The 19,972-nt window shown below is 44.4% G+C and carries 18 protein-coding genes; 3 read left to right on the top strand and 15 right to left on the bottom strand.

Annotated features, from left to right (window positions below):
* Positions 1–126: 126 nt before the first annotated feature.
* On the bottom strand, positions 127–612 hold the full coding sequence (locus tag ACQRBN_RS02355; RefSeq protein WP_427737329.1) for a pyridoxamine 5'-phosphate oxidase family protein: 486 nt from the start codon (positions 610–612) through the stop codon (positions 127–129).
* 275 nt (positions 613–887) lie between these two features.
* Here ACQRBN_RS02355 and ACQRBN_RS02350 point away from each other — a divergent pair, with 275 nt between their 5' ends.
* A complete protein-coding gene (locus tag ACQRBN_RS02350) occupies positions 888–2,066 on the top strand; it encodes an iron-containing alcohol dehydrogenase (protein ID WP_427737328.1) in 1,179 nt (392 codons plus the stop codon).
* A gap of 915 nt (positions 2,067–2,981) precedes the next feature.
* On the opposite strand, the gene ACQRBN_RS02345 is transcribed toward ACQRBN_RS02350, so the two are convergent.
* The 7 genes from ACQRBN_RS02345 to ACQRBN_RS02315 all read right to left on the bottom strand — a co-directional run bounded on the left by ACQRBN_RS02345 (position 2,982) and on the right by ACQRBN_RS02315 (position 11,924).
* Positions 2,982–3,545 (bottom strand): tRNA (mnm(5)s(2)U34)-methyltransferase, encoded by a 564-nt coding sequence (locus ACQRBN_RS02345; protein ID WP_427737327.1) that lies wholly within the window; start codon positions 3,543–3,545, stop codon positions 2,982–2,984.
* Entirely contained in the window at positions 3,542–4,423 is an 882-nt protein-coding gene (locus ACQRBN_RS02340) for a DMT family transporter (protein ID WP_427737326.1), read from the bottom strand. Before ACQRBN_RS02340 ends, ACQRBN_RS02345 begins: the two co-directional genes overlap by 4 nt.
* A gap of 14 nt (positions 4,424–4,437) precedes the next feature.
* A complete protein-coding gene (locus ACQRBN_RS02335; RefSeq protein WP_427737325.1) occupies positions 4,438–5,427 on the bottom strand; it encodes an EamA family transporter in 990 nt (329 codons plus the stop codon).
* Between the two features lie 19 nt (positions 5,428–5,446).
* Positions 5,447–10,000, bottom strand: coding sequence for a PolC-type DNA polymerase III (locus ACQRBN_RS02330; RefSeq protein ID WP_427737324.1), 4,554 nt, complete (start codon positions 9,998–10,000; stop codon positions 5,447–5,449).
* Complete coding sequence (gene ispG / locus ACQRBN_RS02325; protein ID WP_427737323.1) at positions 9,993–11,048, bottom strand: flavodoxin-dependent (E)-4-hydroxy-3-methylbut-2-enyl-diphosphate synthase; 1,056 nt, start codon at positions 11,046–11,048, stop codon at positions 9,993–9,995. Before ispG ends, ACQRBN_RS02330 begins: the two co-directional genes overlap by 8 nt.
* A 97-nt stretch (positions 11,049–11,145) precedes the next feature.
* Positions 11,146–11,607, bottom strand: a complete 462-nt coding sequence (locus ACQRBN_RS02320) for a hypothetical protein (protein ID WP_427737322.1) — start codon at positions 11,605–11,607, stop codon at positions 11,146–11,148.
* An 83-nt stretch (positions 11,608–11,690) separates the two neighbouring features.
* Positions 11,691–11,924, bottom strand: a complete 234-nt coding sequence (locus tag ACQRBN_RS02315) for a hypothetical protein (protein WP_427737321.1) — start codon at positions 11,922–11,924, stop codon at positions 11,691–11,693.
* Positions 11,925–12,055: 131 nt separating this feature from the next.
* Between ACQRBN_RS02315 and ACQRBN_RS02310 the strand changes: the two genes are divergently transcribed.
* The gene (locus ACQRBN_RS02310) at positions 12,056–12,418 is read left to right on the top strand and encodes a helix-turn-helix domain-containing protein (protein ID WP_427737320.1); all 363 of its coding nucleotides are present in this window, start codon (positions 12,056–12,058) and stop codon (positions 12,416–12,418) included.
* Positions 12,419–12,438: 20 nt separating this feature from the next.
* Here the strand turns inward: ACQRBN_RS02310 and ACQRBN_RS02305 are convergent, their stop codons facing one another.
* Genes ACQRBN_RS02305 through ACQRBN_RS02295 form a run of 3 tightly spaced genes read right to left on the bottom strand, consistent with a single transcriptional unit; the run spans position 12,439 to position 15,480 of the window.
* Entirely contained in the window at positions 12,439–13,158 is a 720-nt protein-coding gene (locus tag ACQRBN_RS02305; protein WP_427737405.1) for a type 1 glutamine amidotransferase, read from the bottom strand.
* Between the two features lie 14 nt (positions 13,159–13,172).
* Complete coding sequence (locus tag ACQRBN_RS02300; protein ID WP_427737319.1) at positions 13,173–14,513, bottom strand: MurT ligase domain-containing protein; 1,341 nt, start codon at positions 14,511–14,513, stop codon at positions 13,173–13,175.
* Between the two features lie 7 nt (positions 14,514–14,520).
* Positions 14,521–15,480 carry a PfkB family carbohydrate kinase gene (locus ACQRBN_RS02295; RefSeq protein ID WP_427737318.1) on the bottom strand — a complete coding sequence of 320 codons (960 nt, stop codon included), beginning with the start codon at positions 15,478–15,480 and terminating at the stop codon, positions 14,521–14,523.
* Between the two features lie 352 nt (positions 15,481–15,832).
* Here ACQRBN_RS02295 and ACQRBN_RS02290 point away from each other — a divergent pair, with 352 nt between their 5' ends.
* Positions 15,833–16,012, top strand: a complete 180-nt coding sequence (locus ACQRBN_RS02290) for a hypothetical protein (RefSeq protein WP_427737317.1) — start codon at positions 15,833–15,835, stop codon at positions 16,010–16,012.
* 99 nt (positions 16,013–16,111) lie between these two features.
* Here ACQRBN_RS02290 and ACQRBN_RS02285 read toward each other — a convergent pair whose 3' ends face one another.
* The 4 genes from ACQRBN_RS02285 to ACQRBN_RS02270 form a co-directional block, all read right to left on the bottom strand.
* Positions 16,112–16,624, bottom strand: coding sequence for a COG2426 family protein (locus ACQRBN_RS02285; RefSeq protein WP_427737316.1), 513 nt, complete (start codon positions 16,622–16,624; stop codon positions 16,112–16,114).
* A 73-nt stretch (positions 16,625–16,697) separates the two neighbouring features.
* Positions 16,698–17,753, bottom strand: a complete 1,056-nt coding sequence (gene hisC / locus ACQRBN_RS02280; RefSeq protein WP_427737314.1) for a histidinol-phosphate transaminase — start codon at positions 17,751–17,753, stop codon at positions 16,698–16,700.
* Positions 17,754–17,827: 74 nt separating this feature from the next.
* Complete coding sequence (locus ACQRBN_RS02275) at positions 17,828–19,015, bottom strand: pyridoxal phosphate-dependent aminotransferase (protein ID WP_427737313.1); 1,188 nt, start codon at positions 19,013–19,015, stop codon at positions 17,828–17,830.
* Between the two features lie 41 nt (positions 19,016–19,056).
* Entirely contained in the window at positions 19,057–19,968 is a 912-nt protein-coding gene (locus tag ACQRBN_RS02270) for a DUF2156 domain-containing protein (protein ID WP_427737312.1), read from the bottom strand.
* Between the last annotated feature and the right edge of the window lie 4 nt (positions 19,969–19,972).

Here is a 19,972-nt window from a genome sequence, read left to right as displayed (position 1 = left end):
CCAATGTTTTAGCAAAAAAACAGGCTAATTTCCCAAAGCCCATTTTAACATAGTATACCATAATACTTTCACAAGTTAAAGCATTAATTTACCAACAAATTCACCAAAAAAGGAGATTCACTTTTATCATTTATTTTGTGCATGGCATTTGCAGGAATACTCTTCCACATCTACCCGGATGATTGTAACCGCCTGTTCCAGTTTTGGATTCATCTCAAATTCCTGGAATTCCCTTCCAGTCTGATGCTTCATGATCACAGACAGCGCCTGTGATTTCTCCTTCGGATCCGTCACAATCTTCGCATTCCCATTACCAATAATGCTTGCATAGTAGTAACTGTACTGGCATACTGTTCTTCCCTCTACCAATCCGTGTCCGCAATCCATCTCAAAACCAACCTCTGGATTCTGCCCAATCATCTCAATCTTTCTTCCCGTCTTGGCTCCATGGAAATATAACACCAGTTTCCCGTCTTCAAAGACATATCCCAGATTCATCGGTACTATGTATATCTTGCCATTCTCAGACATACCAAGTCTGCACACTTTACAAGTATCCAAAACTTTTTTAATCTCTTCCATATCTGTTACTTCACGATCTGTTCTTCTCACCTTTTCTTCCTCCTTTCTGTGAAATGAATACGATGTATATTCATCCATCTATCATTCATATCTTATAAAAATATATTTCATTATAACATTAATCCATGCTTCATGGAATTATCAATTACTTTAATATTAATCTTTGTTCCATCAGTCCCTACTCCATAAAACAATATGAAACATACATGTCTGTCCTCCTGCGGATATTCGAGTTGAAAAAGTGAAGATATTACCGTATTATGGAGATATATTGAGATATAATCTTGAAACAAGGAGGTCTACTTATGCTTAATTTTAACTACTATACACCTACCAGAGTTGTATTCGGAAAAGGCACGGAAAATGAAGTCGGAGCATTAATCAAAGAACAGAACCGTAAGAAGGTTCTTGTACATTACGGAAGCGGCAGTGTAATACGAAGCGGTCTCTTAGACCGTGTATATGCTTCTCTTGAAGCGGAAAATATCTGCTACGTCTCTCTTGGAGGCGTTGTGCCGAATCCCCGCCTCTCTAAAGTCCGCGAAGGAATCGAACTATGCAGACGTGAAGGAGTGGATTTCATCCTGGCTGTCGGAGGTGGAAGTGTCATTGATTCTTCCAAAGCTATCGGCTATGGTCTTACGAACGAGGGCGATGTATGGGACTTCTATGCCAAGAAACGTACTGCCACGGCATGTCTCCCGATCGGTGCCATCCTTACGATTGCTGCTGCCGGAAGTGAGATGAGCGATTCTTCTGTAATCACCAATGAAGATGGATGGATCAAACGTGGATACAGCAGCAACTATTCCCGCTGCAAATTCGCCATCATGAACCCAGAACTTACATATACGCTGCCGGATTATCAGACGCAGAGTGGATGTGTGGATATTATGATGCATACGATGGAACGTTACCTAAACCACAGCACGAATATGGAGATGACCGATGGCATCAGCGAGGCACTGCTTAGAACAGTCATGAAGAATGCCCGAATCTTAAAAAATAATCCTACGAACTACGAAGCACGCGCCGAAGTTATGTGGGCCGGAAGCCTCTCACACAATGGATTGACCGGATGCGGAACCGATGGCGGAGACTGGGCTTCTCACCAGTTAGAACATGAATTAGGCGGAATGTTTGACGTTGCACATGGAGCAGGACTTGCCGCTGTATGGGGCAGCTGGGCTCGCTATGTATATAAGGACCGTGTAGACAGATTCGCCAAGTTAGCCGAGAATGTCCTTGCAATTCCTCATGCCGAAGATCAGGAAAAAATGGCACTGGCTGGAATTGAAGCCATGGAAGATTATTACCGCAGCGTAGATATGCCTACCAATCTTCGGGAATTGGGGATAGATCCTACGGAGGAACAGATTATGGAACTTGCAGATAAATGCAGTTTTCAGAATACGCGTACGATTGGGAAGGTACGGGCGTTGAACAGGGAGGATATTGAGGCGATATATCGGATGGCTCGGTAGGGGGAATTTAATGTAGAAAAGTAGATTTCCGAAAGTGTACGGCAAAGCAGAAGCGGATGGCTGGCTCTGAAACCGGGACGTTTCGTTAACAAGGTGTAAGCGGGCGAATCCCCGTAGATTGGCAACCGAGTACACTCACTCCGAAATCTTGATGATTTCGCAGTCAGAGTACTCTTTCGCCTTTGACGTGAAGTCAAAGGCTCATGCCAATTTACGGGGATTCGCCCGCTAACGCCTTGTAAAACTTACTTAACGGCCTCAGAGCCAGCCATCCGCTTCTGCTTCGCCTGACATTCCCGGAATCTCAGAGTTTTCTCCGCCGAGAGGATTCCTGGCGAAGGATGCGCGTGGAGCGGTGTTGAATGAGTAACAGATAGGGAGTGCGTGGAGTGGTATTAACCAAGGATTGAACTGAGATATGTGGAATTATATTGGTAAAGCAATATGTGTTTCATGAAGTAAACAGGAGTTTCCGGAACACATGGGGTATGTAAAAGATGGCTGCCTCCTCCCCCTTCCTGTTCTTTTCACACGCCCACTCTTTCATCTTCCACCCAATATTTCTCCATGTATCGCCCCGGTATCCCCTCCAATACCGCTCCACACATCCACTCCCACCGGAATCCCCACAATGGAGAAAATCTTGAGTACACGGAGATGTCAGATGCAAGGGCAGGGAAGTTGTGTGCTATAGCCGTATCATGAGCCTTAGACCTCGTTGCAGGAAAAGATACCGTCAGTTCTAACCGGGCATATTCGCCGTAAGACCATCAAGGGCTTACGGCGAATATGCCCGGTTAGAACTGACGGTATCTTTTTCTGTTACGAGGTCTTGGCGAAATGATCCGGTTGCAGCACACAACTTCCCTGCCCTTGCACCGTACACTTCCCTCCACTCCATTTTCTACATTAAATTCACCTCTTGAATATAAACACCGGCACCGGCGGACAATTCCCCCGGTTATAATACTCGTTCACAATCACCGTATACTCCTGCGGCGAAAGTTCTTTTATGAATTCCAGGATTCTCTCTTTCTCTTTGAACCCTGTATCCCCTCCGCTGTATATACACAGACTCATCATCCCTCCGGATTTCAATATCCCAAGCCCTTTCTTGATCGCCTCTACACTAGTGGATGCACTGGTTGCAATCTGATGGTCTCCGCCTGGAAGATATCCAAAATTAAAACAGATAACATCCGCAGATTGTAATTCGGCATATCGATCCATATGCTCATGTCCATCCAATATTAATTCGGCATAATCCAGCATCCCATGTTGATCTAACAGTTCTTTCGTCCGTGTAATTGCTTCTTCCTGAATATCAAAGGCAAGAACCTTACCGCCTGCTCCTGCAAGATCACAGAGCATCAGCGTATCATTGCCATTTCCCATAGTTGCGTCGATATAGAACCCTTCTTTTACCGCCTGTGATCTGATAATCTCATGACACCAGTACGTAATCTGCGACTGTTTCATTCCGTTCCCTCCTTCCCCACACGGTTCTTATTGTAGAAGAACATCACTACTGCCATTGCACAGATAATCCCATACCCCAGCCAACTCCATCCATCCGGAATCTGACCAAATACAAGGAATCCAAGAACTGCCGAGAAGATAATCTGCGAATAATCATACACGGAGATTTCCCTTGCCGGTGCATAGCAATAAGCCGCCGTAATTGCGAACTGCCCACCCGCTGCCGAAAGTCCTGCAAGCAAGAGGATTCCTGTCTGCTGTATGGTCATCGGATGATAGTCGAACAGAAGCCAAGGGAGCGTCACCACGCAGGAGAATGTCGAGAAAAAGAATACGATAAATGGTCCTTTCTCTCCGCCTTCGCCTAATTTCCTTACCATTGTATATGCGGCACCTGCAGCGATTCCTCCCAGAAGCCCAATCAATGAGGGAACCAGATCCATATTCGAAACCGTAGGCTTCACCACGAACAGACTTCCTAAGAAAGCCGCTACCACAATCAATGCCTGTGGAACCGTAACCCGCTCCTTCAAGATCAGCATACTGAATATCACCGCAAAGAACGGAGACATCTTATTCAACATCGATGCATCCGCAAGCACCAGATGATCTACCGCATAGAAATTACACAGAATCCCTAATGTTCCAAATATAGCACGCATAAGCATATAAGGCAGATTCTTTTTCTTACAACGGAATGGTACTCGTTCTTTCAATAGTATAATACATGCGAATATCGCCGCCACAAAATTTCGAAAGAAACTTTTTTGTATCGACGGCAGATCCCCTGACATATGGACAAACATATTCATAAGCGCAAAACAAAACGCTGAAAGTACAATATATAAGATTCCTTTGTACTGACTTTTTATCTTCATGCTACATTTCCTCCCTACAGAATTACCATTCCCAGCGTACCTGCCACAATCATCACAAGCCCCGCCACTGACTTTCTGGTCAGTCTCTCTCCTAGTACAATATATGCAAATATAACAGATACCAGGATACTTAATTTATCAATCGGTTGGATCACACTAACTGGTCCATCCTGCAAGGCCCTGTAATAACAGAGCCAGGACATTCCGGTTGCAACTCCGGACAGAATAATGAATATCCAGTTTTTTCTGCTGATGTCCCTGATCTGCTCCTGCTTTCCCTGTACCAGGACGATCAGCCATGCCATGAACAGTACGACAATCGTTCGGATTGCCGTTCCCAGATTCGATTCAATTCCAACAATCCCTACCTTACTTAAAATCGCCGTTAAAGACGCGAAAACAGCTGATAACATTGCATATATTACCGCAGTTTTTGTGTTGTGATCCTGCTGGCCATTCTCTTTCTGCATGCACTCTTCCTGCATGTACTCTTCCTGCATGTACTCTTCTTCCCGCATGCGCTCTTCCGCTTTCTGATCCTGCGCCTTTTCCCCATTCTCATCCTTCTTTTTCTCATTTTCATTCTTCTTTTTTTCAATCATCAGAAATGTACCCGCAGCAATCAGCATCACGCATATCGCCTTCTGAAAATCCATTGGCTCTCCAAGGAATATGACTCCCAGAAGAATCGTCAAGATGATGCTGGACTTATCAATCGGGACAACTTTATTCACATCCCCGATCTGCAATGCATGAAAATAACAGATCCAGGATGCCCCAGTTGTCACCCCGGAGATACCCAGAAACAAAAGCGTCCTTGGCGATACTTCCCATAGTGTATCCTGAGAACCCACAATAAAAGCCATAATCCATGAAAAGATCAGCACCACGATCGTACGCAGTGCTGTCAGAAGGTGTGAATCCGTATTTTCAACACCTATCTTCACCAGAATTGCCGTAATTCCAGCGAAGAAGGATGAACCTATTGTATAGAAAAGCCACATATCTCCTCGCCTCATTTCTTTACATAGCAAAATCAAACAGCGACAACTGGTTCGACTCCGGAAGTCCTGCCAGAATGCCCAGTTCCGCCATATAATCAATCACCGTCTTACTCGCCTTCGTCCTCTGTCTAAAGTCATCAAGAGACAGGTATGGTCCATCTTTGGACGCTTCTTCTACCGCTTCAGCCGCCTTCTCACCCATTCCGTCAATACTGCTGAATGGCGGCATAAGTTTCCCATCTATAATCAGGAATTTGGTCGCCTTCGCCTTATAGATATCCATCGGCTCGAACTCGAAGCCTCTTGCATACATCTCCTGCACGATTCTCATATCCTTCATGGTATCCTGCTCTTTTTTACTCAGAGAATCTGACCGTTTCGTATAGTCGTCAATATAATACTGTAATTTTTCTTTTCCCTGACACATGATCTCATAGGAGAATGCATCCGCACGAATTCCAAAATAAGCCCCGTAATATGCCAGAGGATAATTAATCTTACAGTATGCGATCCGGTATGCCATCATAACATATGCCGCCGCATGGGCTTTCGGAAACATGTACTTAATCTTTTCGCAGGACCAGATATACCAATCCGGCACGTCATGCTCCGCCATATCTTTTTTAAATTCCGGCCACTCTTTGCATTTCCCTTTTGCTACCGTTCCTTTACGCACACGCTCCATAATGGTAAAGGATTCCTCACTGTCCATTCCCTTGTTAATAAGATATGTCATGATATCATCACGGGTACAGATTGCAGTTGAGATGGTTGCTTTGCCGCTTCGGATCAACTCCTGGGCATTGTTCAGCCATACATCCGTACCATGGGACAGACCAGAGATACGGATCAAGTCAGACAGGGTCTGAGGCTTCGTATCCACAACCATCTGAATAACGAAATCTGTTCCGAATTCCGGGATTCCCAGACATCCTACCGGGCAGCCACCGATATCATCAGGCTTAATGCCAAGCGCAGAGGTATCATGAAACAGGGATATGACTCCTTTATCATCCAGCGGAATCTTAGTGGCAACGAATTTGTTATCCGTTTCATTATATTCATTCTCCATCGCCGGGGAACTGATATATTCTTCCAGCGTCTTGATCATCGTCGGATCATCATGACCCAGAATATCAAGTTTCAAAAGGTTATGATCAATGGAGTGGTAATCAAAATGTGTCGTCACAATATCTGTCGTCATATCATTCGCCGGATGCTGTACCGGAGTAAAAGAGTTAATCTCCTCACCAAGAGGAAGTACGATGATTCCCCCCGGATGCTGACCGGTACTTCTGCGGATTCCGGTACACCCGAGAACGATCCTGTCAATCTCGCATTTTCGTTTGCCTTGACCACGCTCTTCAAAATAATTCTTCACATACCCAAATGCAGTCTTATCCGCCAGCGTTCCAATGGTTCCTGCACGATAAGTCTGCCCTGCGCCAAAGATAACTTCCGTATACTTATGAGCATTACTCTGATAGTCTCCGGAGAAATTAAGGTCAATATCCGGCTCCTTATTTCCTTTGAATCCCAGGAATGTCTCGAATGGGATGTCGAATCCGTCTTTTACCAGTTTCTCCCCACAAACCGGACACAACTTATCCGGCATATCCCATCCGCAGCCTCCGGCAAATGCTCTCACCTCATCGGAGTCAAAATCGCTGTAATGACATTTCTTACAGTAATAATGCGGACTTAAGGGATTGACCTCTGTGATACCTGCCATCGTCGCTACGAATGATGAGCCGACAGAACCACGAGATCCAACCAGATATCCGTCCTCGTTAGATTTCCACACCAGTTTCTGTGCAATAATATACATTACGGCAAAACCATTGGATATGATCGAGTTCAATTCTCGCTCCAATCGTTCTGTAACAACCGGCGGCAGATCCTTTCCATACATGGAGTGCGCCTTCTGATAGCAGATTTCACGAAGCGTCTTATCCGAATCAGGGATTACCGGCGGACATTTGTCCGGACGTACAGGCGTGATTCGCTCCACCATATCTGCGATCTTGTTCGGATTATCTATGACGATCTCTTTTGCTTTGGCAGAACCAAGATACTCGAATTCCTCCAGCATCTCTTCTGTCGTACGCAGATACAGCGGTGCCTGCTCATCTGCGTCTGAGAAGCCTTTCCCTGCCATGATGATCCTGCGGTACACTTCATCATCCGGATCCATAAAATGTACATCACAGGTTCCAACCACCGGTTTATTGAACCGCTCGCCTAATTCTATAATCTTCCGGTTAATATTCTTTAAGTCTTCCTCATCATTTACCTTGCTAATCCGGTCGCTGGCTATCATAAACCGATTATTCCCAAGCGGCTGTATCTCCAGATAGTCATAGAAATTCACGATCTTGGCAATTCGTTCCTCTGATTTGTCATTCAGGATCGCCTGATATAATTCGCCTGCTTCACAGGCGCTTCCTACAATCAGTCCCTCCCGGTACTTGGACAATTCACTCTTCGGAATCCTCGGCTGACGCCCGAAATACTCCAGATGAGATTTGGAGATCAATGTATAGAGGTTCACTCTTCCCACTTCATTACGTGCAAGGATGATCACATGGTAAGATGGCAGTTTGCGAACCATATTGGCATTATTCGAGCCAAATCGGTTCAGTTTTGTCAGATTGTTAATATTCCTGTCTTTTAACATTTCTACAAACTTCACGAAGATCTCCGCAGTTGCTCCCGCATCATCTACCGCTCTGTGATGATTTTCCAAAGATATATGCAAGGCATTCGCTACAACGTTCAATTTAAACTTTGATAAAGTAGGCAATAATATCCTTGCCATCGCTACGGTATCCACAGATGTGAAATCCGGCACGATATCCTGATATCTGCAATTCTGCTCAATAAAACTTACGTCAAAAGACGCATTATGCGCAACCAAAACTGCATCTCCTATGAACTCCAGAAACTGCGGCAGGACTGTCTCAATATCCGGTGCATTGATGACCATCTGATCGGTAATACTGGTCAACTGGGTAATCTGGAACGGAATCGGTATCTTCGGATTCACAAAAGTGCTGAACTTCTCCGTAATCTTGCCCCGCTCTACCTTTACCGCCCCGATCTCGATAATCTTATCCTTCACCGGACTGAATCCGGTCGTCTCAAGGTCGAATACGACGTAAGTATCATCCAGTGTCTGTCCCTTCTCGTTAACAGCTACATCTGTCAGATCATCCACCAGATATCCTTCCACACCATAGATTACTTTGAATGGATCATCCTTATCAAGCGTCTCCATAAAATGATTCGCATCCGGGAACGCCTGCACGACTCCATGATCGGTAATCGCAAGTGCCTTATGTCCCCATGAATGAGCACGTTTTAACAGATCTTTGACCTCGCTGACACCGTCCATATCACTCATCTTGGTATGGCAATGCAGTTCCACCCGCTTCTCCGGATAGGTATCTTTCCTCGATTCCGTAAAATCACTGATCTTCTTAATTCCCACAACGGACGCTATCGTCAGTTCCCTGTCGAACTTATCGATTGCCGTAACTCCCTTGATTCTTAAGAATGCCCCCGGTTTTATATCTGCCAGAATATCGGGTAATTGTTCGTTCCTTACGAACATCTTCACCATAATCGTATCTGTAAAATCCGTTACGGCAAACATAACGATCGTCTTCTCATTACGAATCTCGCGGGTATCAAAGCTAATAATCTTCCCACGGATGATGATCTCTCCCATCTCTCCTACAACCGTTTTCAGTTCAATCGTCTCTCCCTCAAAGTCACGTCCATATATCAGATTCGGATCATCAGAACTGCGTTTCGTATAGGAGAATCGATCCTTTTTGCCATTGCCAAAATTAGACTTCTTGCTGGTCTTCTCATTCGCCGAAGTCTTCGCAGCCTTCTCTGAAACTTTTGCCGGAGTCTGATCAGATGATTTCTTGCCGGAGTCTTCTTTTTCCTCCTGCATTTTCTTCTTCAGTGCCTTCTCTTCCCGGGCGGCTTCCACCTGCTCTAATATGGCATCTACTTCCTGCTGCAATCTTACGTCGTTATACATTAACTTACTTTCCTTCGGCTTCTCATATAGTACCCGCACTTCTATCTGACGACCGAATCTCTTGTCGAACACATCCGTAAGATATGTAGAGAGCGCCTCCTTCTTGCCCTGTGCAACAATGGAATCTTTTAACTTCAGGCATAGGATATTCCCTTCTTCGAATTCATAACTAGAACCTTGAAGCATACTGCGCTCCACTACGCTTCTCTGATTCAGTTCCAGAAGAAAACTGTCAAAATACTCATTCATCAGATTCTCAGGCGTGTACTGTTCCGACAGATCATACTGCTCTTTTACCTCTATCTGGATACGGCTGCGTCCGAATAACTGCTCTTTGAGCATTCTTTCAACCTCGTATACATCTTTTTTCTGAATCAGATGCCTGCTGTACAGATGCACTTTGATAAAGTCCCTGTCTGAATTCGTCGTGACCTTGCTGACTTCCACGTCTTCAAACAGCATCTTTATCTCACTATTCACCTTTAATGTCGGAAATACTTCAAAGAATGGCTTACTCATTCCAGTGTAACAACTCCTGTCTCAATGTCTCTAATAACTGGTCTTCTTTTACTTTCTTAACAATCTTGCCTTTTTTAATCAAAAGCCCCTCCCCGATACCACCTGCGATACCGATATCTGCTTCCTTGGCTTCTCCGGGACCATTTACAACACATCCCATGACTGCAACCTTGATATCCAACGGAATATCTGCCACCATCTGCTCTACCTGATTCGCAAGCCCGATCAGATCGATCTTCGTTCTTCCACAAGTCGGGCAGGATACTACTTCAATTCCGCCTTTTCTTAACCCCAGTGTCTTAAGAATTAATTTGGCAGATTTGATCTCTTCTACCGGTTCGCCAGTCAGTGACACGCGGATCGTATCACCAATTCCCTGATTCAAGATTAAGCCCAACCCGATTGATGACTTGATATTCCCTGCCAGCAATGTACCTGACTCCGTAATACCCACATGTAACGGATATGGACATTCCTTAGCGATTAATTCATGCGCTCTTACACACATCATAACATCCGAAGACTTAATACTTACCACCAGATTATCATAGCCCATCCGTTCGATCATGTGTACCTTATCCAAAGCGCTCTCCACTAACCCTTCTGCTGTCACGCCGCCATATCGCTCTACCAGAGGCTTCTCTAAAGATCCGCTGTTCACTCCCACCCGGATCGGCACCTGATATTCTTTCGCTTTATCCACCACTGCTTGTACGCGGCTCTCATCTCCGATATTTCCCGGATTGATCCGGATCTTATCTGCCCCGTTCTCAATCGCCGCAATCGCCAGCCGGTAGTCAAAATGAATATCTGCCACCAACGGAATATGAATCCTCTCTTTGATCTTTGCCAAAGCCAAGGCAGCCTCCATGGTCGGAACTGCACATCTTATAATCTCACATCCCGCTTTCTCAAGTTCCAGTATCTGTGCCACTGTTGCATCAACATCTTCTGTCTTCGTGTTAGTCATAGACTGAATCGCAACCGGGTTTCCTCCTCCGATCCATACATTACCTATCTGAATCTTCTTCGTCTCATCTCTCCACATCGTTTTACCTCTCCTCTCTTCATGCACATTGAATATCATTTCCAAGATAAAAATCCCCTCTATCCGTCACCTTGCTTCGATAGAGGGGTGTTCTTTATTACTCTTTTATTAATATCATCTGTTCGCCATATTCACGTTCCGTAAGCGTCAACTGTTCCTGATCCACACTATAATCGAATGTCGTGATCACAGAATCAAGAGCATTCTTAAGCGCCCCTTCCGTATACTGTCCGTCCGACTCCTCTGCCATGCTCTGAAAATCCGTATCTTTCGCTGTAATCGTGATCGTCTTGGCATCCCTATCCAGAGTATAATTCATAGGAACAGCAACCTCTGCTGCTTCTCCCACCTCCGGAAGCGTTACCGTCGCCGTACCATTACGGCCGATCGAAATACTCAGATTCCCGTCCTCATCCGTCCAGTTACCTTCCAATGGATTCGTCATAAATAACTTCGTCAAAAGATATATCGCTATGATTATAATCAGGACAGATGAAACAGTTGTAACAATCCTCCAGATCTTACTTCTTTTCACTTCATCATTCTTCGCAATTATCATCTATCCAGTTCCTCTCGCTTTTATTTTATGCTTCGTCTTAAATTATAGGTGCTTTTCTCTTCGGTGTCAACGGCTAACACTTACTATTCTTCCGTCTCCACCAGCAGATAGAATCCCTTATCCGTCTTTTCGATCTTTCGGATGATTCCCTTACGCGCTTTGATTCTCTGGCTGGTTCTGTAGATACCAGACATCGCAATGGACGGCTCCACCAGATAAGTATATTGTCCCGTAACGGCACTCCTTTCACTGATCTCAACTTCCTGTCCTTCCTCTACAAGTCCTTCCCGTTCCATCTTAAATCGATCCTGTCTCATCTGCATACTTCCTTTCTACCCTTTTTTTACTGTTCCAAAGTGCCACTACAAGTTGAATATCAGCACTTTTCATGTTCTTAATCGCCACAATTGGTAAAATATACCAAAACTAACTAAGGAGGATAAGTGCTATGGAATTAGGGTTTGCCGAGAGATTAAAAGAGTTGCGCGAAAAAAACAAAATGACGCAGGAAGACGTCGCCCAATATCTAAACGTCTCCCGATCAACCGTTGCCGGTTATGAGACCAAACAACGTCAGCCCTCCTATGAAAAATTATTGGCACTCGCCCGTCTGTTCCATGTAAGCGTAGATTACCTTCTTAGCGGCGATCCTACTTTTGATATCACGATTGAGCCTTGCGATTCCAAGACCCCTTCTGACCTGAAGCGTCTTGCATCAATCTATATGCACCTTGCACCTGACTCGCAGAAAGATCTGCTGAGAATTGCGCATCTTCTGGAATTAGGCGATAAAGAACAGGCACATCGGTAACGACTGCCTGTTCTATTTCTTTATTCTTTTACAAATCTTCGATAAATATATTCATTTGCCGCATTTTCCTGGCGGTCATCTAAGGGACCTAACTGAACCGGACCGTATTTTCTCTCCAGCGCTTTCTGAATCAGATAATCACACACTTGTGGATTCTTCGGAAGGAGAGGTCCGTGCAGATAGGTTCCGATCACATTCTTATAGACCACACCTTCATATCCGCTCTTACCATCGTTGCCTGAACCATACAATACCTTGCCAAAAGGCTGATTGCCATTCAGATAAGTCCTTCCTCCGTGATTCTCGAAGCCTACCACTGGCATATCTACCAGATCACTTTTTAGAACGATATTATCAATCAGTCTGCCTTCTTCCTGCTCTGTATAGATATCTACCAGACTCAAGCCTTCGATCATGCCGGCATCTGTCTTATAGTATTTACCCAGAAGCTGGTATCCTCCGCAGACCGCGATCACTACGCCATTATTTTCTACATATTCTTTAAACTGCTCTTGTATCTCCAGGAGATTGCGGCATACAATTGCCTGCTCCCGGTCTGAACCACCGCCTAATAGTACAATATCCAACTTGGAGAAATCAATCTCATCTCCAGTATTGAATTCAATCGTATCTGCCGCAATACCGCGCCAGATGCAGCGCTGCATCATGCACGCAATATTGCCGCGATCGCCGTACAGATTCAGAAGATCGGGATAGAGGTGGCCAATCGTAATCTTCATATCCGTAGTTTCCATTACCGATTCTCCTCCAATCTCTTTAATACATTCCTGGTACTGAACAGAGCCGTATAGTTCACAAGTACATAGAGATTGCCACATCCATTCTCCACACGCTCACAGATTGCTTTCTCCACATCAGCCTCCAGCATGGAAGGGATGTCCACATATTTCATACGAAGCCCCATATCATGACACCGGATTCCACTGACCGTAATAGAGCCTACATTCGCCTCTTTAAACCGGTCGAAATCCACATCCCACAGCCAGGAGACATCCGTACCATCCTGCGCATTGTCATTGATCACAATGATAATATCCTTCAACGTCTCGTCCTGCATGACCGCAGAGATATTCTGATTGAATCCCGCCGGATTCTTGGCAAGATTCAGCACAATCTTCGTATCCTTAATGCAGAACTGCTCCATACGCCCATTCTCAGGGTTGAACTTCGCAAGCATATCGTTAAAATGTTCTACTGGAATCCCGCCACTTCTAACAGCCGTATACGCCGCCAGAATGTTATAGATATTATAGAACCCTTTATAATTCGCCCGAATCCTTCTTCCCTCTACCGTAAATGCCAGCTGATCGCCAACTTCAATCTCGGAACCATCAAACAGAATCTCAGGTCGCTTAAAATCACATCCGGTACATGCATAATCTCCCAACTGGCTATAATGATAGAAATTATAGTGAAGAGGAGCGCCGCAGCATTTACAGAATCTTCCCTCTCGTATCTCGTGGGAATCTTTATCATCCAGTACTTTTTCACTGATTCCATAAGTTACATATGGATTACCACTGTCCATAGCCAGATATGCTGACAATGCGTCGTCCCCATTCACGATAACCTTCATAGCAGGAGCCGACTGCATCACTTCCTTCAGGATATTCATGGTGATATCAATCTCACCATACCGGTCCAACTGATCCCGAAACAGATTCGTAAGCACCATATAATCCGGTTTAAAATGTGGAAATACCCTTCTGGTAGACGCCTCATCAATCTCAATGCAGGCATAGTCTGCTTTCAGGTTCCCACCGAGTCCGGCTCCCAGAGCGAATGCTGCCACTACTCCGTTCAGCATATTCGACCCTGTATGGTTACAAATTACTTTATAGCCCTCTGCTTCAATTGCTGCACAGAGCATATTATTCGTGGTGGTCTTCCCATTGGTTCCGCATACAATGAATATATCATTCTTCACCTGTCCTGCAAGTTCCTTCAATATAGATGGGCAGATCTTTAATGCAATTTTACCTGCCCATGTAACTCCCTGACGGTGAAATATATGGACACTGACCTTTTCTGTGATCTTCGCTGCCCATATGGCCAGCATTCTGCGTAATCTCATAGTCTTATTATTCCTCTAATAATTTCGTAATATTCTCCGGATCCGGCATAGAGCGGATTGCACCTTTCTTCATGGTGATCAATGCTGCACCTGCATTGGCATATGTCAGGATATCCCCCAGAATCTCCTCTGTGAGGTTCTCTAAGCCATGTGTCAGTACTCCGTGAATGGAGCATCCACAGAATGTATCTCCGGCACCTGTTGTCTCAATGGCTTTTACCTTGAATCCTTTACGCTCTACTCGCAGGTCTTTATAATATGCACGGCTTCCATCCTTACCCATGGTCAGGAAAATCAACGGAATGTTGTATTTCTCCTGAAGATAGTGGATACCGTCATCATAATCTTCCATTCCGGATACAAACTGAATCTCATTGTCGGAGATCTTCAGAACATCACAGTACTGGAAACCATATTCCATCTGCTTCTTCGCCTCGTCAAGAGACTCCCAGAGTGGCGGACGTAAGTTTGGATCAAATGTAATCAGGCATCCTGCTTCTTTTGCCACTTCAAGTGCCTTCTTCGTTGCCGTTCTTACCGGTTCGTCGGTCATAGACAGAGTTCCAAAATGGAATACTTTAGACTGACGGATCAGATCCAAATCAACCTCTGCTTCAGATAACATCATATCCGCTCCCGGCTTACGGTAGAATGAAAACTCTCTGTCTCCATCCGGGAATGTATGTACGAAAGCAAGGGTTGTATGAATATCCTTGTCCAGGATCAGACCTTTGGCTTCGATTCCCAACTCTTCAATCGTGCCTTTTAACAGGCGTCCGAACTGGTCTTCTCCTACCTTGCCGATGAATGCAGTCTTTCTTCCAAGTTTGTTCAGCATTGCAAGTACATTACATGGTGCGCCTCCCGGGCATGCTTCGAACAGGTTGTTGCCCTGGTCGCTCTGTCCATTCAGTGTAAAGTCGATTAACATTTCGCCCATTGCAGTAACGTCATATAATTTTTCCATACTTCTAACTCCTTATCTTAATCTCAATATTTCTACATATTTTACCACATAACAAAAGATTTTTAAAGGGGGGACGCAGGATCATGTTGCAGTTTACGTTTTGCGTTTTGACCAGGGGACGCAGTTCTGAGCAGCAATATATCTCACACAAACGGGGCAACATTGCGGCGAACTAATTGCTAACTACGACTAATGTGCTCAGGAGAGTGTTTGACAAGTGGGCAGTTTGGACAGTTTCTGGAAATAATTTGTTATTTTTTTGTCAATTTGTCTATTTACGGGAGACCGGTATACTAGTACAATAATAAGCGTAATAGATAATTTTTTAACAAAGTTCTTGGAGGAATGGATTATGAGTAGTTTGTTAGGATTAACGGCTGTGTTGTTTTTTGGATATATTGCGTATGTGATCGGTGTGCAGGTTGCTTCTATTGTGAAGGCTGTACGGTCTAAAGATGTGTTAGATGGATATAAGAAGGAAAAAGATGGATTCGCTGTTGTGCGCGGGAATGTCGTTTTTGCAAATCATTAATTAGTCATCCTCTTTGTTTATTGTATAGTATAGAAGACTCCCCAGAGGCTGTTCGCTATTATAGGCCTCTGGGGAGTCGCTTTATCTGATTTCTTATTTCTATCCCAGCACATGCACCCCGCCCAGAAGTACATAAGAGATAAACCACATAATCACAGTTGCCATGCAGATTCCCAGTATCACTGCCGGGAAGGCTTTCTTGAACTTTACTCCAAGCAATGCCGCAATCAGCGAACCGGTCCATGCTCCCGTTCCCGGAAGCGGAATTCCTACGAAGAGTACTAATCCCCAAAACTCATATTTCTCGATCTGGTCACTCTTGCTCATTGCCTTCGCTTCTAACTTATCCACCATCGGTTTCAGATGCTTCGTCCCTTTCATCCAATTAAAGATTGGTGTAATCAAAAGTAAAATGAATGGCACCGGAATAATATTTCCAATAATACAAAGCGGAATCGCTGTCGACACCGGAACTCCAAGCAGCGGACCCGCAACCAGCAGGGCGCCTCTTAATTCCAGAATTGGGATCATGGATATGATAAATACAATTGCTTCCTTTCCAACACTTCCACCCAGGGCATCAATGATACCCTGCACTAAAGTTTCTGTCATAGAATTCTCCTTTTTATTTATACTTTTTGATATTCACATAAAAGCGTCTTATCATGCAAACTACATCCGAATCTTACCGGTTCATATACTTTCTCAGGAAATCGAACAGTGCTTCCATCTCTTCTCTTGTCCCGATGGTAATCCGCATATACTGCTCGATTCTTTCGCTTCCCCAGTAACGGACATAGATGTTATTCGCTTTCAATGCCTCGAATAATTCTTTGGCATCATACTTGGGGTGCATAGCAAAGATAAAATTCGCACTGGAATCCAGATAGTGGAATCCAAGTTTTGCAAGTTCTCCCTTCGCCCATTCTCTCGTCTCAATAATCTTATGGACTGCTGCCTCAAAATATGCTCTATCCTTTACAGCCTCTACACCACAAATCAGCGAAGTCTGATTCATCGTATAAGAATTAAAGGAATATTTTGCGTCATTCAGATACTTAATCAGCATCGGATTACTAATTGCATAGCCGATACGCATTCCTGCCATCGAACGAGCCTTAGAGAAGGTCTGTACGACAATCAGGTTCTCATACTTGTCGATCAACTCAAGTACAGAGCGACCTGCGAAGTCCACATATGCCTCATCCACAATCACGATCACATCCTGATTATGGGCAATAATATCCTCCACTACGTCTAATTCTTCATAGATTGCTGTCGGCGCATTAGGATTCGGGAAGATAACTCCTCCATTCTCCTTATAATAATCTTCTTTCACAATCCGGAAGTTCTCATCCAGTTTCTGACATTCATACGGTATCCGATAGAGATCCGCCCATACCTTATAAAAAGAATATGTGATATCCGGGAAATAGATCGGCTTCTCGGAATTAAAGAAGGTCAGAAAGCACATGGACAGCACATCATCTGAACCAACGCCTACAAAGACCTGATCCGGATTCACATGGTAGAATCTTGCAAGTTCCTCTACCAGCGGTCCTGCCGTTGGGTCCGGATAGAGACGCAGCCGGTCAGTATCCATCTCTTCCAGCGCTCTGGTAACCCCAGGCGCTGGCGGATAAGGATTCTCATTGGTGTTTAATTTGATTACTTTGTGCTGTGGCTGTTCGCCCGGCACATAGGGTTCTACTTTTCGAATATTTTTCTCAAATGCTTTCATGATCTTGTCCTCTTCGTAATATTAACCAAACATCTTTACATGAAGTATTTTCATTGTATGCTATGTATTAAATATTAGAAATACTCCTTTGAAAGTTCTTTGAACTTCGGAAGTGAATTCACAATCGTCTCATAAGATACGCAGTATGCAAGCCTTACATAGCCCGGACAAGCGAATGAACTTCCCGGCACAATTAAGATATTATACTTTTTCGCTGCCGCACAGAATTCTTTCTCGTCTGCAATCGGAGACTTTACGAAGAGATAGAATGCGCCTTCCGGCTTAATGCACTCGAATCCACATTCCGTCAATCCATTATATAAAGTCTCTCTGTTTCTGTCATAGAAAGAGATATCCGTCTTCTCATTCAGACACTTTGCAACCACTTTCTGCTGCAGAGTCGGAGCGTTTACAAATCCCAAGATACGTGTTGCAACATTGGCTGCTGACTGTACGTCCGCACTATCCTTCACTTCATCCGGGATTACCAGATATCCGATACGCTCTCCCGGAAGTGACAGGGACTTGCTGTAAGAATAGCCTACGATCGTATTGTCATAATATTTTGTCAGATAAGGAACCTCTACTCCATCATATACCAGTTCACGGTACGGCTCATCAGAGATCAGGTAGATATCTGTTCCATATTCCTTCTGTTTTGCTTCCATAATCGCTGCCAGTTTCAAAATAGTCTCTTCGGAATATACAACACCAGTCGGATTGTTCGGTGTATTCACGATAACTGCTTTTGTCTTCGGAGTAATCTTCTGCTCGAATTCATCTAATTTCGGCTGGAAATCCACTGTGTTCGGAGAGATTTCAACCAGGACACCGTCATAGTTATTCGTATAAGAACGATACTCGCCAAAATACGGCGCAAACGCAATAACTTCATCTCCCGGATTGATCAAGGTCTTCAGGATCACATTCAGTCCACCTGCCGCACCAACCGTCATTACAATGTTCTTTCCCTCGAACTTGGTTCCAAAACGCTCATTCAGAGAATTCGCAACTGCTTCTCTGACATCAGCATAACCAGAGTTGCTATTGGTATAACCGTGAAGCACTACCGGGTCACTCTCATCTAATAATTCCAGGATTGCCTTCTTTACTGCCTCCGGTGCCGGAACATTCGGATTGCCAAGGCTGAAGTCGAATACATTCTCAGGACCATAGATGCTTGCAAGACGGTTGCCCTCTTCGAACATCGCACGGATTGCTGAACTATTTGCTACCATATTTTTCATCTTTTCTGCTATCATTTTCTTCTCTCCTTCTCCTTTTTATTCTGTTCGTTTATCTATCATCTATTTTTAATCTCTGATACATCTCCCTTTTCTACCATGAAAACGGGGCGATAGGATAATTTTGCCTTTCTTAAGCCTTCAGCACCAGTATCTTCTTCTCTGTTCACATACTGGTAATTCTGGCATTCATGCTCTACAAACTGCTGGTTGATCATTGGATACGCACCTTGTATATCTGCATATGCCTTCTCGATATGGACAACGAAAGTATCCGAACAGATCGGCTCACCCAATGTAAATGCTACTACCTCGCCGTCAATCCGAAGAATTCCGCCTGTTAATTCCAATTCTTCAAACAGCCTTAAAGAATTCATCGTTACACAGATCTCTCCTCGTTTCTCCGGATCATCCTCACAGCCATTCTCATTCCTCCACTTAAGCGCCATCTGGAAACACTCTTCCACATTATCTTTCGTTACGCTTTCATAAGACCATCTGCCCTCATACATTGACTTGAACTTATTAATATGATTCCTCTTACCGTGGAGTTTCTTGCCTGACAGGGTTGCAAGTTTCTCAGATTCATATACATAGTCTGCGCTGTCCCTGTCATATTCAATCTGGAATCTTCCCGGATACCATTCCTCTAACTGCGCGAAATTATCCGGAGTCACATTATACATCCTAAACGGAACCCCCCGCACTTTACTATATTCCATCAGAACTTCCAGCGCCCGCTTCACGCTCTCTTTCTCTCCTGCCGGATAAGCAAATGCCAGATGAGTCTCATCCTCACTTTTGAACACCAAAGCATCCTCTACGATTGCCCATTTCACCGGATACTGTCTGGACCACAGATATACATTAGCAAATGTCCTCTCACAGCTTCTACTGGTATGATGTTTAAAATAATGGGATATAGTCTCTTTATCTTCTAATTCTGCTCTTTTAAATTGTATTTCTTCCATAATT

This window comes from Bariatricus sp. SGI.154, from assembly GCF_050313795.1.
GTDB lineage: Bacteria > Bacillota > Clostridia > Lachnospirales > Lachnospiraceae > CAMBRQ01.
This window is presented reverse-complemented; position numbering and strand designations above follow the sequence as displayed.

Bases quoted from the DNA above. Each gene is read 5' to 3' on its own strand.
- ACQRBN_RS02315 (WP_427737321.1), bottom strand. From the start codon at position 11,924: ATGAGACAGGATCGATTTAAGATGGAACGGGAAGGACTTGTAGAGGAA.
- ACQRBN_RS02300 (WP_427737319.1), bottom strand. From the start codon at position 14,513: ATGAGATTACGCAGAATGCTGGCCATATGGGCAGCGAAGATCACAGAA.
- hisC (WP_427737314.1), bottom strand. From the start codon at position 17,753: ATGAAAGCATTTGAGAAAAATATTCGAAAAGTAGAACCCTATGTGCCG.
- ACQRBN_RS02330 (WP_427737324.1), bottom strand. From the start codon at position 10,000: ATGAGTAAGCCATTCTTTGAAGTATTTCCGACATTAAAGGTGAATAGT.
- ACQRBN_RS02335 (WP_427737325.1), bottom strand. From the start codon at position 5,427: ATGTGGCTTTTCTATACAATAGGTTCATCCTTCTTCGCTGGAATTACG.
- ACQRBN_RS02350 (WP_427737328.1), top strand. From the start codon at position 888: ATGCTTAATTTTAACTACTATACACCTACCAGAGTTGTATTCGGAAAA.
- ACQRBN_RS02305 (WP_427737405.1), bottom strand. From the start codon at position 13,158: ATGAAGATTACGATTGGCCACCTCTATCCCGATCTTCTGAATCTGTAC.
- ACQRBN_RS02290 (WP_427737317.1), top strand. From the start codon at position 15,833: ATGAGTAGTTTGTTAGGATTAACGGCTGTGTTGTTTTTTGGATATATT.
- ACQRBN_RS02275 (WP_427737313.1), bottom strand. From the start codon at position 19,015: ATGATAGCAGAAAAGATGAAAAATATGGTAGCAAATAGTTCAGCAATC.
- ACQRBN_RS02295 (WP_427737318.1), bottom strand. From the start codon at position 15,480: ATGGAAAAATTATATGACGTTACTGCAATGGGCGAAATGTTAATCGAC.
- ACQRBN_RS02270 (WP_427737312.1), bottom strand. From the start codon at position 19,968: ATGGAAGAAATACAATTTAAAAGAGCAGAATTAGAAGATAAAGAGACT.
- ispG (WP_427737323.1), bottom strand. From the start codon at position 11,048: ATGTGGAGAGATGAGACGAAGAAGATTCAGATAGGTAATGTATGGATC.
- ACQRBN_RS02320 (WP_427737322.1), bottom strand. From the start codon at position 11,607: ATGATAATTGCGAAGAATGATGAAGTGAAAAGAAGTAAGATCTGGAGG.
- ACQRBN_RS02345 (WP_427737327.1), bottom strand. From the start codon at position 3,545: ATGAAACAGTCGCAGATTACGTACTGGTGTCATGAGATTATCAGATCA.
- ACQRBN_RS02340 (WP_427737326.1), bottom strand. From the start codon at position 4,423: ATGAAGATAAAAAGTCAGTACAAAGGAATCTTATATATTGTACTTTCA.
- ACQRBN_RS02285 (WP_427737316.1), bottom strand. From the start codon at position 16,624: ATGACAGAAACTTTAGTGCAGGGTATCATTGATGCCCTGGGTGGAAGT.
- ACQRBN_RS02310 (WP_427737320.1), top strand. From the start codon at position 12,056: ATGGAATTAGGGTTTGCCGAGAGATTAAAAGAGTTGCGCGAAAAAAAC.